The sequence below is a fragment of the Rhodopseudomonas sp. P1 genome, assembly GCF_039642825.1.
Taxonomy (GTDB): Bacteria; Pseudomonadota; Alphaproteobacteria; order Rhizobiales; family Xanthobacteraceae; genus Rhodopseudomonas; species Rhodopseudomonas palustris_H.
Window position 1 is genome coordinate 2,523,420 of record NZ_CP088006.1, and the last position, 15,927, is coordinate 2,539,346.

The 15,927-nt window shown below is 65.9% G+C and carries 12 protein-coding genes; 9 read left to right on the forward strand and 3 right to left on the reverse strand.

Annotation, left to right across the window (positions count from 1 at the left end):
- Positions 1–52: 52 nt before the first annotated feature.
- The 3 genes from LRC39_RS11720 to LRC39_RS11730 form a co-directional block, all read right to left on the reverse strand.
- The gene (locus LRC39_RS11720; protein ID WP_346297378.1) at positions 53–1,045 is read right to left on the reverse strand and encodes a Bug family tripartite tricarboxylate transporter substrate binding protein; all 993 of its coding nucleotides are present in this window, start codon (positions 1,043–1,045) and stop codon (positions 53–55) included.
- Between the two features lie 78 nt (positions 1,046–1,123).
- Positions 1,124–2,626: a tripartite tricarboxylate transporter permease gene (locus LRC39_RS11725; protein WP_164572968.1), complete on the reverse strand. Its 1,503-nt coding sequence runs from the start codon at positions 2,624–2,626 to the stop codon at positions 1,124–1,126.
- The gene (locus LRC39_RS11730) at positions 2,626–3,102 is read right to left on the reverse strand and encodes a tripartite tricarboxylate transporter TctB family protein (RefSeq protein WP_346297379.1); all 477 of its coding nucleotides are present in this window, start codon (positions 3,100–3,102) and stop codon (positions 2,626–2,628) included. Before LRC39_RS11730 ends, LRC39_RS11725 begins: the two co-directional genes overlap by 1 nt.
- An 802-nt stretch (positions 3,103–3,904) precedes the next feature.
- Here LRC39_RS11730 and LRC39_RS11735 point away from each other — a divergent pair.
- From LRC39_RS11735 to LRC39_RS11775, 9 genes are all read left to right on the forward strand, one after another.
- A complete protein-coding gene (locus tag LRC39_RS11735) occupies positions 3,905–4,798 on the forward strand; it encodes a LysR substrate-binding domain-containing protein (protein WP_107344237.1) in 894 nt (297 codons plus the stop codon).
- Positions 4,799–4,965: 167 nt separating this feature from the next.
- Positions 4,966–6,240, forward strand: a complete 1,275-nt coding sequence (gene gabT, locus LRC39_RS11740; RefSeq protein WP_107344239.1) for a 4-aminobutyrate--2-oxoglutarate transaminase — start codon at positions 4,966–4,968, stop codon at positions 6,238–6,240.
- Positions 6,241–6,277: 37 nt separating this feature from the next.
- A complete protein-coding gene (locus LRC39_RS11745) occupies positions 6,278–7,729 on the forward strand; it encodes an NAD-dependent succinate-semialdehyde dehydrogenase (RefSeq protein WP_107355420.1) in 1,452 nt (483 codons plus the stop codon).
- Between the two features lie 48 nt (positions 7,730–7,777).
- On the forward strand, positions 7,778–9,076 hold the full coding sequence (locus LRC39_RS11750) for an ArgE/DapE family deacylase (protein WP_346297380.1): 1,299 nt from the start codon (positions 7,778–7,780) through the stop codon (positions 9,074–9,076).
- Positions 9,076–10,665 (forward strand): acetolactate synthase large subunit, encoded by a 1,590-nt coding sequence (locus LRC39_RS11755; RefSeq protein WP_346297381.1) that lies wholly within the window; start codon positions 9,076–9,078, stop codon positions 10,663–10,665. The genes LRC39_RS11750 and LRC39_RS11755 overlap by 1 nt, the downstream gene beginning before the upstream one ends.
- 78 nt (positions 10,666–10,743) lie before the next feature.
- Positions 10,744–12,333, forward strand: a complete 1,590-nt coding sequence (locus tag LRC39_RS11760) for an ABC transporter substrate-binding protein (protein ID WP_263991605.1) — start codon at positions 10,744–10,746, stop codon at positions 12,331–12,333.
- Positions 12,330–13,352: an ABC transporter permease gene (locus LRC39_RS11765; RefSeq protein ID WP_107344249.1), complete on the forward strand. Its 1,023-nt coding sequence runs from the start codon at positions 12,330–12,332 to the stop codon at positions 13,350–13,352. Before LRC39_RS11760 ends, LRC39_RS11765 begins: the two co-directional genes overlap by 4 nt.
- 12 nt (positions 13,353–13,364) lie before the next feature.
- Entirely contained in the window at positions 13,365–14,204 is an 840-nt protein-coding gene (locus LRC39_RS11770; RefSeq protein ID WP_107355425.1) for an ABC transporter permease, read from the forward strand.
- A complete protein-coding gene (locus LRC39_RS11775) occupies positions 14,201–15,859 on the forward strand; it encodes an ABC transporter ATP-binding protein (RefSeq protein WP_346297382.1) in 1,659 nt (552 codons plus the stop codon). The genes LRC39_RS11770 and LRC39_RS11775 overlap by 4 nt, the downstream gene beginning before the upstream one ends.
- Positions 15,860–15,927: the final 68 nt, after the last annotated feature.

Consider the following 15,927-nt stretch of genomic DNA (forward strand, 5'->3'; position numbering starts at 1 on the left):
AGCATAAAGCTGCGGCGGATTTGACGTCCGCCGCAGCTGGCTCAGTGCCATCTCAATCGAGTTTGGCGCCGGACGCTTCGACGACCTTGCCCCAGCGCGCATAGTCTTCGTGAATGACCTTGGTGAAGGCCTCCGGCGTCGACGGGATCGCATCGAGGCCTTGCGCAGCGAGACGGTCGCGGACGTCCGGCAATTTCGCCAGCGCGTTGATCTCGGTGTTCAGCCGCGTCACGATGTCCTTCGGCGTGCCGGCAGGAACGACGATGCCGAACCAGGACGACACCACGAACTCCGGCAGTCCGGCTTCCGCAGCGGTCGGCACGTCGGGCAGCAGCGGCGAGCGGGTGCGGCTGGTGATCACCAGTCCCTTGACCTTGCCGGACTTCACCTGCGGCGCGAGGATGGTCAGCGTGTCGAACGAGAGATTGACCTGGCCGCCGAGCAGGGCCTGGATCGCGGGCGCGCTGCCCTTGAACGGCACGTGCAGCAGGTCGGTGCCGGTGAGGTTCTTGAACAGCTCGCCGCTGAGATGGCACAGCGTGCCGTTGCCGCACGACGAGTAGCTGAGCTTGCCCGGCTCCTTCTTGGCCGCCGCGATCAGGTCTTTCAGCGAGGTGGCGGGCGTGTCGGCGCTGGCGCCGATCACGTACGGCACTTCCGCCACCAGCGCCACCGGCGCGAAGCTCTTGAACGGATCGTAGGAAAGCGACTTGTTCAGATGCGGCAGAATGGTGAGCTGACCGGCGGGCGCGAGCGACAGGGTGTAGCCGTCGGGCGCAGCCTTGGCCGCCGCATCGGCAGCGATCGCGGTGCCGGCGCCGGCCTTGTTCTCGACCACCACCGGCTGCTTCAGTACTTCGCTGAGCTTCTCCGCGACGACGCGTCCGACCGCATCGGCGGCGCCGCCGGGCGGGAACGGCACGATCAGCTTCAGCGGCTTGTTCGGCCAATCAGCCGGCTGCGCCGCGGCGGGCAGGGTGGCGACGAGAGAAGCGGCAAACGTTGCGCATAGCAGGATGCAGCGAGAGACCGTCGAGGCTGTCATGGGCGTCCTTCATTCCGTGGTGGAGAAATCGAAGAGGGTGGAGGGCGTCGTCGGAACATCGCGTGCGCTTCGCGTCGGTCAGTCTTCGTGGAAGGCGACTTCGCGCGTCTTCCGGACGCTCGGCAGCACCAGGATGACGATCAGCGCCAGCGCGATCAGCAGCAGCGCCAGGCTCAGTCCGCGGGTGACGAAGACGGTCGGGTCGCCATGCGCCAGCAGCAGCGCGCGCCGCAGGTTTTCTTCCATCAGCGGGCCGAGCACGAAGCCGAGCAGCAGCGGCGCCGGCTCGCAGTGCAGCTTGATGAACATCCAGCCGAGCAGGCCGAAGCCGACCGCGAATGCGACTTCGATCGTGCTTTGATTGACGCTGTAGATGCCGATGCAGCAGAACACCAGGATCGCCGGATACAGCACGTGGTAGGGGACGCGTAGAAGCCGGATCCAGATTCCGATCAGCGGCATGTTGAGCAGCACCAGCAGCAGATTGCCGATCCACATCGAGGCGATCAGGCCCCAGAACAGTTCCGGCTTTTCGGTCATCACCTGCGGCCCAGGGACGATGCCGTGGATCATCATCGCGCCGACCATCAGCGCCATCACCGCGTTCGGCGGAATGCCGAGCGTCAATAGCGGAATGAACGATGTCTGCGCGCCGGCATTGTTGGCGGATTCCGGCGCGGCGACGCCTTCGATCGCGCCCTGGCCGAACCGGCTCGGATCCTTCGCCAGCTTCTTCTCGATGGTGTAGGCCGCGAACGAACTCAGGATCGCGCCGCCGCCGGGCAGCACGCCGAGCAGCGAGCCGAGAAACGTGCCGCGCAGCACCGGCTTCCAGGCCGCCTTGAAGTCCGCGCGGGTCGGCCAGATGCCGCCGACCGAGGTCGCAAACACGTTGCGCTCGATGCCTTTTTCGAGATTGTGGATGATCTCGGCGATGCCGAACAATCCCATCGACACGACGACGAAGCCGAAGCCATCCGACAATTCTGGGATGCCGAAGCTGTAACGTTCGGTGCCGGAATTGACGTCGGTGCCGATCAGGCCGAGCAGCAGCCCGAGCACGGTCATCGCCACCGCTTTGGTGAGCGATCCATTGGCCAGCACGACGGCGGCGACCAGGCCGAGCACCATCAGCGAGAAGTACTCGGCGGGGCCGAACTTCAACGCCAGGTTCGACAGCGGTTCGGCAAGCGCGGCGATCAGCAGCGTCGCCACGGTGCCGGCGAAGAACGAGCCGAGCGCCGCGATGCCGAGAGCGGCTCCGGCGCGGCCCTTCCGCGCCATGGCGTGGCCATCGAGGCAGGTCACGACCGAGGAGGATTCGCCGGGCAGGTTGACCAGGATTGCCGACGTCGAGCCGCCATATTGCGCGCCATAATAGATGCCGGCGAGCATGATCAGCGCCGACAGCGGCGGCTGGCCGTAAGTGGCGGGCAGCAGCATAGCGATGGTGGCGACCGGGCCGAGCCCCGGCAGCACGCCGACCAGCGTGCCCAGCGTGACGCCGAGCAGGCAGTAGCCGAGATTGCTGAGCGTCAGAGCCGCTTCGAAGCCGTGGCCGAGTTGACTGAACAGCTCCATCAGAACGGCGTGACCCTGAACGGCAGCCGCAGCCCATAGGCGAAGATCGCGACCGAAGCCGACGCCAGAACGAGGCCGGAGGCTGCGACCGAGCGCCAGCGTACGTTGGAATTGGCGAGGCTGCTGACGGCGACCACGCCGAATGTCGCAAGCGCGAGGCCGACCGATTCAATCGCCCCCGCGAACACCAGAACGCTGGCCGAGATTAGCAGCGCCGGCCGGAGCTTCGGGATCGCGAGGGAGGTGGGGCCTGCCGCTTGCTCCGCGACCGAGTGACGGCGGAATGCGCCGAGGCCGACGACGACGCCAAGGCCCGCCAGGATCAGACCGAGCACAACCGGGAAATACCCGGGACCCATCCGCATCGTCGTGCCGAGCGGGTAGTTGAGCGCGACAACCGCGAACGCAATCCCGAACACAAAGAACGCCGCTCCAGCGGCACCATCGCGATGATCGAGGCGGCGCCGGACCGACATGGGTGCTCCTACAACGTTCGCAGTCAACTAATCGCCGGCGATCGGCAGTATAGATACCGCAAACCTCCAGCCCGAGAGGCCCGCAATGTGTCGTCAAACGGTGCCAGCAGCAATGAAATGCTGTTGTAAAGACTTGGCCGCGACGGGAGGATTTTGATCGTTTCGTCGGGCTGGCGTGGAAGATCTTTGCGGGCTCTGCCGCGCGATGCGCGCCGGCCTCGCGAGTCAGCTTTCAGCGCAAATCTGAGGATGCGCCGAGAGAGGCTGGCGAAGGTCCTGCGGAGACGGCCTCCTGTTCGGTAAGCTCGAGTTCGCGAACTAATTGACGTCAGGAGCGATCGCCTCAAGGCAATTTCGGTTGGGCGCTCAGACTCGGCCAACCAAGCAATGGGCATCGCCGTGCTGCTCGCTTCCGCACAAGACCCCCGAAGACGGGATGTGCCGGACGTGGTTGCAATTGTCCGACTGGACCACTCCTGGCCGCGATCTGGTTCTTGATGCGCTCCATCCGCCGTTGCGTGATGGTGCCCTGGTCTGTCCCCCAGGAGCCACGCACGCCCTGATCGGCGAGGAGCGTCCTGGAATCGTTCAAAATTGAGCGAACGTGCATGGCGGGCAGCAGGCATGCGGTCCGACAGGACGGCGCGATATTTGTGACGGTTGCTTCGCCGTGCCACAAGAGAGAAGAGTTTTGCCGCAGATCGAGGTCGATCGAGGGTGATCATCTCGGTCGGCGCGTGTGAGGAGGCGATAAGTCTATAATGTCCAAGCGTCGTTACAGCGATCCGGCGATACGGCTCTCATGATGCGCCGTCGTTTGCCGTCGCTGATCGCGCTCCGCGCCTTCGAGGCCGTCGGGCGCACCGGCAGCGTTCGCGCCGCCGGAGATGAACTGGCCGTCAGCCATACCGTCGTCTCGCGCCATCTGCAGAACCTGCAGAAGTTTCTCGGCGTGGCGCTGGTCCGCGGCGAGGGCCGCGGTGTGATGCTGACCGAAGCCGGCGTCAGCTTTCATGCACAGATCTCGCAGGCGTTCGACATCATCGCGCGCGCCACCACCAGCGCGCGGCCGTCGTCGCTGCCGACGCTGAACATCTGGTGCATTCCCGGCATCGCCAACCGCCTGCTGCTGTCCCGCCTGCCGGAATTGACCGGGCCTCCACGCAACTGGGAGGTGAATCTGCAGCCGACTCTCACCCATCCGGATTTGTCGCGGGCGGAAGCCGACGCCGAGATCGTCTATGCCGACGTGATCGATTCTCGTGGGCCGCTGATGTCGGAAATCCTGGTGCGGCCGCGGGTCTTCCCGGTCGCCAGCCCGGCCTATCTGGCGCGCTATCCGGCAATCACCAGCCTCGAAGATCTGTCGCAGATTGCGCTGATCCACGAAGAATCCACCATGCAGTGGACCCGCTGGTTCGAGCTCGCGGGGCTCGACGATCTGCCGCCGCTGCGCGGCCAGCGGCTGTGGCACGCCCATCTGGCGATAGAAGCGGCACGGCTCGGACAGGGCGTCGCGCTCGCCAATGATGTGCTGGTCGAAGAAGACCTGCGCTCCGGCGCGCTGGTCGAGGTGATCACATCGTCGGTTTATATGGAGACTTATCAGCTCGTCGCGCTGAAAGAGCGCTGGGACGATCCGGCGATCGTTGCACTGCGCAATTGGCTGAAGCAGGTGCTCGCAGAGCTCGAGTGATCACGTGTGGCTGCGTGTTGAGCGGATCGCTCAACAATGCGCCAGTGTTTGCACGTTATGGTGCAGCATTTTTCGATTGGTGCATGGAAGTGACCAGACCGAACTTACAAGCTGATTGATTGTCCGAACCGTCACATTAGCGTTGTCATCAGTTCAGGAGAGAGCTGATGACGAATAGTGAATTGCTGACGCGCAGGCAGACGGCTGTCGTGCGGGGCGTCAGCCAAGCGACGCCGGTGTTTGCAGAGCGTGCGCTGAATAGCGAGATCTGGGACGTCGAGGGCAAGCGTTACGTCGATTTTGCCGGCGGCATCGCGGTGCTCAACACCGGCCATTGCCATCCGCGCATCGTCGCGGCGATCCGTGAGCAGCTCGATCGCTTCACCCATACTTGTTTCCAAGTCGCGCCTTATGAGGGTTACATCCGGCTCGCCGAGCGGCTGAATCAGTTAGCGCCGATCAACGGGCCGCTGAAGTCGATCCTGCTGAGCACCGGTGCAGAGGCCACCGAGAATGCGGTCAAGATCGCGCGCGCCGCGACGGGCCGCAGCGGCGTCATCGCATTCACCGGTGGTTTCCACGGTCGCACCGCATTTGCTTCGGCGATGACCGGCAAGGTCATTCCCTACAAGAAGGCGCTCGGTCCGCCGCTGCCCGGCGTCTGGCATGTGCCGTTCCCGGTCGTCGGCGGCGACGTCTCGGTCGAGGATGCGCTGCGCTGCGTGCAGTTCGTGTTCAAGGCCGATATCGATGCGTCGCAGGTGGCGGCGATCATCATTGAGCCGGTGCAGGGTGAGGGCGGCTTCCATCAGGCGCCGCCCGAACTGATGCGCGGCCTGCGCAGGCTGTGCGACGAGAATGGCATCGTGCTGATCGCCGACGAAGTGCAGACCGGCTTCGGGCGCACCGGCAAGATGTTCGCGATGGAGCATTACGACGTTCAGGCCGACATCGTCTGCGTCGCCAAGAGCCTTGCCGGCGGGCTGCCGCTATCGGGCGTGATCGGCCGCGCCGCCATCATGGATGCGGCCGAGCCGGGCGGCCTCGGTGGTACCTATGCGGGCAATCCGCTGGCCTGCGCCGCAGCGCTCGCAGTGCTCGATGTGTTCGAGGAAGAGAACCTGATCGCGCGTGCGAACCAGATCGGCGAGCGGCTGCGCAGCGCGATCGATCGCTTCGCGCTGTCGAACACGCTGGTGCCGACTTCGGTCGCACGTGGGCCCGGTGCGATGGTGGCATTCGACATTCTCAAGCAGCGCGGCAGCAATGAGCCGGATGCCGAGGCGACCAAGCGCGTGACGCGGCTGGCGTACGAAAACGGCCTGATCCTGCTGTCGTGCGGCACCGCCGCCAACACCATTCGCATCCTTGTGCCGCTGACGGCCTCCGATGCGATCGTCGACGAGGGATTGGCGATCCTGGAGCGCTGCCTCGCCGCTTAGCACAGGGCGCGTCCGCGCCGAGACGGGAATGATCGAGATGCTGATGCCGAGTGATCCCGGCCTGTTGGCCGAGCGCTGCCTTGTTGGCGGCAAGTGGTGTGGTGAGCCGGTCGATGCCGTGTTCAATCCGGCGACCGGTGAGCGCATCGGCGCGGTGCCGCGGTTCGGCACCGACGAGGCGGAGGAGGCGGTGCGCGCCGCCGACATCGCGTTCCGGCAGTGGTCGAAGCTGCTCGCCAAGCAGCGCGCCACCATGCTCCGCGCGTGGTTCGACCAGATCATCGCCAACCGCGACGATCTGGCGCTGCTGCTGACGCGCGAGCAGGGCAAGCCGCTCGCCGAGGCACTCGGTGAAATCGACTACGCGGCCTCGTTCGTCGAGTTCTACGCCGAGGAGGCGCGGCGCATCTACGGCGAGACGATTCCGTCGCATCGCGCCGATGCCCGCACGATGGTGATCCGCCAGCCGGTCGGCGTCGTCGCTGCGATCACGCCGTGGAATTTCCCGGCCGCGATGATCACCCGCAAGGTCGCGCCGGCGCTCGCCGCCGGCTGCACGGTGGTGATCAAGCCGGCGCCTGAAACGCCGCTCACCGCACTGGCGCTCGGCGTGCTGGCGCAGCGCGCCGGCTTTCCGCCGGGCGTGCTCAACATCATCACCGGCGATGCGCCGGCGATCGGCAAGGCTTGGACCGAGCACCCGACGGTGCGGGCGATCAGCTTCACCGGCTCGACCGAGGTCGGCAAGATCCTGATGCGTCAGGCTGCCTCGACCGTGAAGAAGGTCGCGCTTGAACTCGGTGGCAATGCGCCGTTCATCGTGTTCGACGATGCCGATCTCGATGCCGCGGTCGAAGGCGTGATCGCCTCCAAGTTCCGCAACATGGGGCAGACCTGCGTCTGCGCCAACCGCATCTACGCCCAGGACGGGATCTACGACGCGTTCGTCGAGAAGCTCACCGCCAAGGTGGCGACGCTGCAAGTCGGTAACGGTGTCGACGCCGGTGTGACCCAGGGGCCGCTGATCACCGCCGAGGCGATCGCCAAGGTCGAGCGTCATGTGTCCGACGCGGTCGCCAAGGGGGCCAAGGTCGTGCTCGGCGGCAAGCGGCACAAGCTTGGGCGCACGTTCTTCGAACCGACCGTGCTCGCCGGCGTCACCACCGCGATGCTGATCACGCGCGAAGAGACCTTCGGCCCGGTCGCGCCGGTGTATCGCTTCAAAGACGAAGCCGATGTCATCGCGCAGGCGAACGACTCGCCGTTCGGCCTGGCGTCCTACTTCTACGCGCGCGACCTCGGACGCGTGTTCCGCGTCGCCGAGGCGCTGGAGTCCGGGATGGTTGGCGTCAACTCGGCTCTGCTCGGCGCCGACGTGGTGCCGTTCGGCGGCGTCAAACAGTCTGGCCTCGGCCGCGAGGGCTCGCGCCACGGCATCGAGGAATACGTCGAGACCAAATACATCCTGCTCGGCGGTCTCGATCGCTGACGCTGCCGTCTGCATAACGACAACTATCAGATCCAGGGAGACCGAGACGTGGCGACTGAGACATTGACCAAATCGGATGCGATCACAGAAAGCTTGCGGGCCGCGGTCGATCGCAATTTCGACGACCAGGTCGCGTTTCTCCAGCGCATGGTGCAGTTCCGCAGCGTGCGCGGCGAAGAGGCGCCGCAGCAGGCATGGCTGGCGCAGCAGTTCGCCGATCGTGGCTACAAGGTCGACACCTTCAGTCTCGCCGACGTCGATATCGCCAGCCATCCCAAGGCGGCGCCGATGGACACGATCGATCCGGCTGGCTCGATGCAGGTCGTCGCCACCGCGGACAGCGACGGCAAGGGCCGCAGCCTGATCCTGCAGGGCCATATCGACGTGGTGCCCGAAGGCCCGGTCGATCTGTGGAGCGATCCGCCCTATGCGGCGACCGTCCGCGACGGCTGGATGGTCGGCCGCGGTGCGCAGGACATGAAGGGCGGCGTGTCGGCGATGATCTTCGCACTCGATGCGATCCGCACCGCCGGCTACGCACCCGACGCGCGCGTCCATGTGCAGACCGTGACCGAAGAGGAGAGCACCGGCAACGGCGCGCTCTCGACCCTGATGCGCGGCTATCGTGCCGACGCCTGCCTGATCCCGGAGCCGACCGGCCACACCCTGACGCGCGCCCAAGTCGGCGCGGTCTGGTTCCGGCTGCGCGTGCGCGGCACGCCGGTTCACGTCGCCTATTCCGAGACCGGCACCAGCGCGATCCTGTCGGCGATGCATCTGATCCGCGCCTTCGAAGAATACACCAAGGAGCTGAACGCCCAGGCGGTGCGCGATCCGTGGTTCGGCCAGGTCAAGAATCCGATCAAGTTCAACGTCGGCATCATCAAGGGCGGCGACTGGGCGAGCTCGACGGCCGCGTGGTGCGAACTCGACTGCCGGCTCGGCCTGCTCACCGGCGATACGCCGCAGGAGGCGATGCGCGGCATCGAGAAGTGTCTGGCCGATGCGCAGGCGACCGACAGCTTCCTGTCCGAGAACCCGGCCGAACTGATCTGGAGCGGCTTCCAGGCGGATCCGGCGGTGTGCGAGCCGGGCGGGGAGGCGGAAGACGTTCTCATAGCTGCGCACAAGGCTGCGTTCAACGCGCCGCTCGACGCGCGGCTGTCGACGGCGGTCAACGACACTCGCTACTACTCGGTCGACTACGGCATTCCGGCGCTGTGCTACGGTCCCTACGGCCAGGGACCGCACGCGTTCGATGAGCGCATCGATCTGGAAAGCCTGCGCAAGACGACGCTGAGCATCGCGCTGTTCGTTGCCGAGTGGTGCGGGCTGAGGAAGCTGTGATGACAGTCGCGGCTCCGGCGGCGTCCGCCGTGCAATCGATGACGGGAGCGGACCGGCTCTGCGATGCGCTGCTGGCGCACGAGGTCGATGTCTGCTTCGCCAATCCCGGCACGTCGGAGATGCATTTCGTGGCGGCGCTCGACCGGCAGCCGCGGATGAAGTGTATCCTCGGGCTGTTCGAAGGCGTCGTCACCGGCGCCGCCGATGGCTACGCCCGGATGACCGACCGGCCGGCCGTGACGCTGCTGCATCTCGGCCCCGGCCTCGCCAACGGCCTCGCCAACATGCACAACGCGCGGCGCGCGCTTTCGCCGATGATCAACATCGTCGGCGATCATGCGGTCGAGCATCTGCCGCTCGATGCACCACTGACCAGCGACATCGACTCGCTGGCGCGGCCGATGTCGCGCTGGGTCAAGCGGATCGCCGATCCGGTGCGGATCGATCAGGACGTCGCGGACGCGTGGTCGCAGAGCATGGCGCCCGGCATCTCGACGCTGATCCTGCCCGCCGACATGGCGTGGAATGAGCACAGCTATCGTTCGCCGCCGGTGCGCGGCAAACGTCTGCCGCAGACGCCGCTGGTGCAGGAGACGGTCGTGCGCATCGGCGCCGCGATCCGGACCAAACGCAAGGTAGTGCTGATGCTGTCCGGCGGCGCGCTGCGCGAGCGGCCGCTCCGGATCGCCGACAACATTCGCCGCAGCGCTGGGGTGGAGATCTACGCGCAGGGCGCCAATGGCCGGATCGAACGCGGCCGCGGCCGGGCGCCGATCGCCAAGCTGCCGATGACCCATGAGATCGGTCTCGAGATGTTGCGCGGCGCCGACATGGTGGTGCTGATCGGCGCCAAGGAGCCGGTGTCGTTCTTCGCCTATCCGAACCGGCCGGGCCGGCTGGCGCCGCCGAATTGCGAGATCGTCCAGCTCGCCGGACCCGATCAGGATCTGGTGCAGGCGCTGGAATGGCTTGCCGACGAAGTCAATGCGCCGAACGAGCCGGTTGCGATTGCGCCGTTCGCCGTTCCGGCGCCGACGGCGGGGGCCAATGCGGTTCTCACCGTCGACATGGTCAACCGCCTGGTCGCTGCTCGGCTGCCGGATCAGGCGATCGTCTGCGACGAGGCGCTGACCTCATCGGGCTTCTTCGACTATTCCTATGACGCGGCACCGCACGATTATCTGCAGATCACCGGCGGCGCGATCGGGATCGGCATTCCGATGGCTGCCGGCGCCGCGGTAGCGTGTCCGGATCGCAAGGTGATCAACCTGCAGGCCGACGGCAGCGGCATGTACACGGTGCAGGGGCTTTGGACCCACGCCCGCGAAAATCTCGACGTCGTCACCATCGTGTTCTCGAACCGCTCCTACGCCACGCTGTGGGGCGAGATGAGCAAGGTCGGCGCGCAGACACCGGGCCGCAATGCGCAGCGGATGCTGCAGCTCGACCAGCCCGAACTCGACTGGACCAAGATGTCGCAAGGCCTCGGTGTCGAGGCCAGCCGCGCGACCACGCTGTCGGAATTTTCGCGTGCGCTCGATACGGCGCTCGCGCGGCGTGGTCCGTATCTCATCGAGGCGATGGTCTGATGCACGGACCACCTTCGCCGCAATCATCAACGTCCTGAACGACCGACCAGTCCAACATCTCGTAACGCGGGGGCTAGCATGAACAGACGTGAATTCGCCAAACTCGGCCTGATGGCCGGCGCGCTCGGCATCGGCGGCATCCCGCTTGGCATCACGCGGGCTGTGGGACAAACCCGCGGCGGCACGCTCAACACCATCATTCAGCCGGAGCCGCCGATCCTGGTCACCGCGCTCAACCAGCAGCAGCCGACGCTGACGCTGGGCGGCAAGATCTACGAGAGCCTGCTGCGCTACGATTTCGATCTCAAGCCGCTGCCGGGCCTGGCGCAGTCCTGGGAAGTGTCGCCCGACAAGCTGACCTACACGTTCAAGCTGTTTCCCAACATCACCTTCCACGACGGCACGCCGCTGACGTCGGAAGACGTGGTGTTCTCGGTGACGAAGATTCTGATGGAGAACCACGCGCGGGCGCGCAACACCTTCTCGCGGATCGATAAGGCCGAAGCGCCGGACCCGCTCACGGTGGTCTTCACCTTGAAGAAGCCGTTCGCGCCGTTCCTCACCGCGTTCGACTGCACCACGGCGCCGATCGTGCCGAAACACATCTACGACGGCACTGATTATCGCAAGAACCCGGCCAACGCGAAGGCGATCGGCTCGGGCCCGTTCAAGCTGAAGGAATGGGTACGCGGTTCGCACGTCCATCTGGTCAAGCACGAGGGTTACTATCGTCCGGGTGAGCCTGTCCTCGACGAGATCATCTATCGGGTGATTCCGGATTCCGCGTCGCGCTCGGTGGCGCTGGAGCAGGGGACGGTCCAGCTCACGCAGTGGACCGACGTCGAACTGTTCGAAGTGCCGCGGCTGTCGAAGCTGCCGCATCTGACCATGACCACCAAGGGCTACGAGTTCTTCGCGCCGCATACCTGGCTGGAGATCAACAACCGCATCGCGCCGATGAACGACAAGCGGTTCCGCCAGGCGGTGATGTATGCGATCGACCGCAAGGCGCTGCTGAACCGGATCTATTTCGGCCTCGGCAAGGTCGCCACCGGCCCGGTGTCGTCGAAGACCAAGTTCTACGAGAAGAACGTCAAGGCCTACGACTTCTCGCCCGAGAAGGCGAAGGCGTTGCTTGATGAGATGGGGCTGAAGCCGGGCCCGGACGGCAAGCGCGTGACGATTCCCTTCATGGTGTCGCCCTATGGAGAAACCCATCAGCGGACCGCCGAATTCCTGCGGCAGTCGCTCGCTCGCGTCGGCATCGATCTGCAGTTGCAGGGCATCGATGTCGGCGGCTGGGCCGAGAAGTTCAGCAACTGGGACTTCTCGATGACTACGACGACGGTCTATCAGTTCGGCGATCCGGCGCTCGGCGTGTCGCGGAGCTATGTCTCGTCGAACATCCGCAAGGGCATCCTGTTCTCCAACACCTGCGGCTATTCCAATCCGGAAGTCGACCGGCTGTTCGAGGAAGCCGCGACCGCGACCTCCGACGACACGCGCCAGGAGCACTACAGCGCGTTGCAGAAAATCATGGTCGAGGAGGTGCCGGTCGCCTGGCTGCTCGAGATCGAATACCCGAACTTCATGGACAAGCGGCTGAAGAACGTCGTGACGTCGGCGATCGGCGTGCACGACACCTTCGGGACGGTTTCGTTCGGATGATGGCGCTGGCGCAGTCGATCGGCAGCAGCCGCGGCGTGGCGATCGCTTTGGCGGTCGTCCGCTGGGCGGTCCGCTTCGTCGCGGTGGTCCTGGTGATCGCCACCTTCAACTTCATGCTGGTACACGCGGCACCCGGCGATCCCGCGCAGGTGATGGCCGGGCAGAGCGGGGCGGCCGACGAGCAGATGCTGACCAAGCTGCGTGCCGAATACGGCCTCGATCAGCCGTATCCGGTGCAGCTCGCGATCTACCTGAAGCGGATCGTCACGCTGGACCTCGGCTATTCTTATCGGCAGCAGCGCACCGTGCTGTCGCTGATCGCCGAGCGCCTGCCGGCGACGTTGCTGCTCACCTGCAGTGCGTTCCTGCTGTCGCTCGCGGTCGGCGTTTCGCTCGGCACACTCGCCGGCGTCCGCGCCGGCAAATGGTCGGACACGGCGCTGACCGTTGTGTCGCTGTTCCTCTACGCGATGCCGGTGTTCTGGCTCGGCCTGATGCTGGTGCTGCTGTTCTCGGTGCACCTCGATTGGCTGCCGGCGTTCGGCTACGTCACCATCGGCGTACAGATGACGCCGTTCGAACGGATCCGGGACATCGCCGCGCATCTGGTGCTGCCGGTGGTCTCGCTCGGGGCCGTGCATCTGGCGATCTATGCGCGGCTGATGCGCTCCGCGGTGATCGACGTCGCGCACCAGGATTTCATCAAGACGGCGCGCGCCAAGGGTCTGAAGCGCGGCCAGATCATCATCCGCCACATGCTGCGCAATGCCGTGCTGCCGGTCGTCACCGTCGCCGGCATGCAGGCCGGCACGCTGGTCGGCGGCGCGGTGGTGATCGAGACTGTGTTCGCCTGGCCCGGTCTTGGCCGGCTCACCTTCGATGCGGTGCTGCAGCGTGACTATCCGCTGATGCTCGGCATCTTCCTGGTGATGTCGGTGATTGTGATCTCGCTGAACCTGATCACTGACGCGATCTACCGGATCGTCGATCCGCGCGTCTCCTTGCGTGCAGCGGCCTAAGCGGAGGTTGGGATGGAAAGGCTGAAGACGTTCCTGAGCCACCCGACCGGGGTGATCGGGTTGATCATTCTGATCGCCGTGGTGATCCTGGCGATCTGTGCGCCGATGCTGTTTCCGGACGACCCTTGGGAGATGGTGGCGGCGCCGTTCCAGCCGCCGGCCAGCGAGGGACTGCCGCTTGGCTCGGACATGCTCGGACGCAACGTCGCGGCGGGCATTGCTTACGGCGCGCGGGTGTCGCTGACGATCGGCGTTGCCTCGACGCTCGCGGCGCTGTGCATCGGCGTCACGATCGGCGCGATCGCCGGCTATTTCGGCGGCCGGGTCGATGATTTCATGATGCGGCTGACCGAGCTGTTCCAGACCATCCCCGGCTTTATTCTCGCCATCCTGCTGGTGGCGACGATCGGACCGACGCTGACCAACGTCATCATTTCGATCGGCGCGGTGAGCTGGCCGCCGCTGGCGCGGCTGACGCGGGCCGAATTCATGCGGCTGCGTGGCCGCGAGTTCGTCCAGGCGGCTGTCTGTCAGGGACAGGCACCGTTGATCGTGGCGCTGCGTCACATCCTGCCCAACGCGATCTCGCCGATCATCGTCACCGGCTCGCTGACGATCGCCACCGCGATCCTGATCGAGAGTGCGCTGAGCTTCATGGGGCTCGGTGATCCCAACCTGATGTCGTGGGGCCTGATGATTGGCGCCTCGCGCACGGTGATCCGTCAGGCGTGGTGGATGAGCGTGTTTCCCGGCATCGCCATCCTGCTCACCGTGCTGGCGATCAATCTGGTCGGCGAAGGCCTCAACGACATGCTCAACCCGCGCATCGCGCGAAAGGTGCGCAACGCATGAGCGACGATATCCTGCTGTCCGTCGAGCATCTGTCGGTCGAGCTGCCGCATGGCGGCGATCGCAGCCACGCCGTCTCGGACGTATCGCTGAGCGTCCGTCGCAACGAGATCGTCTGTCTGGTCGGGGAGTCCGGCTCCGGCAAGTCGATCACCGCGCATGCGGTGTTGCAGCTGCTGCCGCCGAGCCTGGAGATCGGCGGCGGTGCCGTCCGGTTCCGCGGCGACGATCTCGCCCATGCCGATGAGGACACCATGCGCCGTCTGCGCGGCGGCGCGATCTCGATGATCTTTCAGGAGCCGCTGAGCGCGCTCAATCCGCTGGCGCGGGTCGGTCATCAGATTGCCGAGGCGATCCTGGTTCATGCCGCGCCGCGGCCCAGCCGCGCCGAGCTCGATGCGCGGGTGCTGGAGCTGATCGCCGCGGTCGGCCTGCCGGACCCCGCAACTCTGGTGCGCAGCTATCCGTTTCAGCTCTCCGGTGGCCAGCGCCAGCGGGTGATGATCGCGATGGCGATGGCCAACAATCCGGCGCTGCTGCTCGCCGACGAGCCGACCACCGCGCTCGACGTCACCACGCAGAAGCAGATCCTCGCACTGATCCGGCGGCTGCAGGCCGAGCGCGGCATGGGCGTGTTGTTCATCACCCATGATTTCGGCGTGGTCGCCGATATCGCCGACCGCGTCGTGGTAATGCGCAACGGCCGCGTGGTCGAGCAGGGCACGGTCGACGAGGTGCTGCGGCGGCCGAAGGACGACTACACCAAGGCGCTGATCGCCGCGGTGCCGGGCTCGCGTCCGGCCGCAGCCGGCGATCGCGGCATCGAGGGCGAGCCGCTGCTCGACGCGCATGGACTGAACAAAACGTTCGTGACCGGGCAAGGGATGTTCCGGCCGGATCGCACGGTGGTGGCGGTGCGCGATGTCGCGCTCAGTCTGCGGCCGCGCGAGACCGTCGCGGTCGTTGGCGAGTCCGGCTCCGGCAAATCGACGCTCGGCCGCATCATCATGCGCCTGATCGAGCCCGACACCGGGGCGATCGAATTCGCAGGTGCGGATTTCCTGCAGCTTCGCGGCGAACAGCTTCGCGCGATGCGCCGCAAGGTGCAGATCGTGTTTCAAGATCCGTTTGCGGCGCTCGATCCCCGCCAAAAGGTCGGCGATGCGATCGCGCGGGGGCCGATGGCCTATGGCGTGCCGCCCGCCGAGGCGATGGCCGACGCCAAACGCCTGCTGGCGCGGGTCGGCCTCGAGGCCAGCGCGGCTGGGCGCTACCCGCACGAGTTCTCCGGGGGGCAGCGCCAGCGCATCTGCATCGCGCGCGCCCTGGCGCTGAAGCCGATGGTGCTGGTCGCCGACGAGGCGGTGTCGGCACTCGACGTGTCGGTGCAGGCGCAAATCCTCGACCTGCTGGCGGAACTGCGTGAGGAAATGAACCTTGCGATGCTGTTCATCACCCACGATCTGCGGGTCGCGGCGGAGATCGCCGACCGCATCGTGGTGATGCGCCGCGGCGAAATCGTCGAGCAGGGTGATACCAAATCGGTGTTCACCTCGCCGCAGCACCCCTACACTCGGGCGCTGCTGGACGCCATTCCAGGCCGCAGCCTGTTCGCGGGCCCCGAGGCGGCGGCGGCGCTGGACGTGATGACGGCATAATCGCGCGTGTGTGTCTGCGGGCAGCGGAGCTTGCTGGCAGACAAAACTGCGATCAGGAATCCAACAGG

Coding starts and splice junctions, on each gene's coding strand:
- LRC39_RS11770 (WP_107355425.1), top strand. CDS start 13,365: ATGGAAAGGCTGAAGACGTTCCTGAGCCACCCGACCGGGGTGATCGGG.
- LRC39_RS11765 (WP_107344249.1), top strand. CDS start 12,330: ATGATGGCGCTGGCGCAGTCGATCGGCAGCAGCCGCGGCGTGGCGATC.
- LRC39_RS11745 (WP_107355420.1), top strand. CDS start 6,278: ATGCTGATGCCGAGTGATCCCGGCCTGTTGGCCGAGCGCTGCCTTGTT.
- LRC39_RS11775 (WP_346297382.1), top strand. CDS start 14,201: ATGAGCGACGATATCCTGCTGTCCGTCGAGCATCTGTCGGTCGAGCTG.
- LRC39_RS11735 (WP_107344237.1), top strand. CDS start 3,905: ATGATGCGCCGTCGTTTGCCGTCGCTGATCGCGCTCCGCGCCTTCGAG.
- LRC39_RS11720 (WP_346297378.1), bottom strand. CDS start 1,045: ATGACAGCCTCGACGGTCTCTCGCTGCATCCTGCTATGCGCAACGTTT.
- LRC39_RS11725 (WP_164572968.1), bottom strand. CDS start 2,626: ATGGAGCTGTTCAGTCAACTCGGCCACGGCTTCGAAGCGGCTCTGACG.
- LRC39_RS11755 (WP_346297381.1), top strand. CDS start 9,076: ATGACAGTCGCGGCTCCGGCGGCGTCCGCCGTGCAATCGATGACGGGA.
- LRC39_RS11760 (WP_263991605.1), top strand. CDS start 10,744: ATGAACAGACGTGAATTCGCCAAACTCGGCCTGATGGCCGGCGCGCTC.
- gabT (WP_107344239.1), top strand. CDS start 4,966: ATGACGAATAGTGAATTGCTGACGCGCAGGCAGACGGCTGTCGTGCGG.
- LRC39_RS11730 (WP_346297379.1), bottom strand. CDS start 3,102: ATGTCGGTCCGGCGCCGCCTCGATCATCGCGATGGTGCCGCTGGAGCG.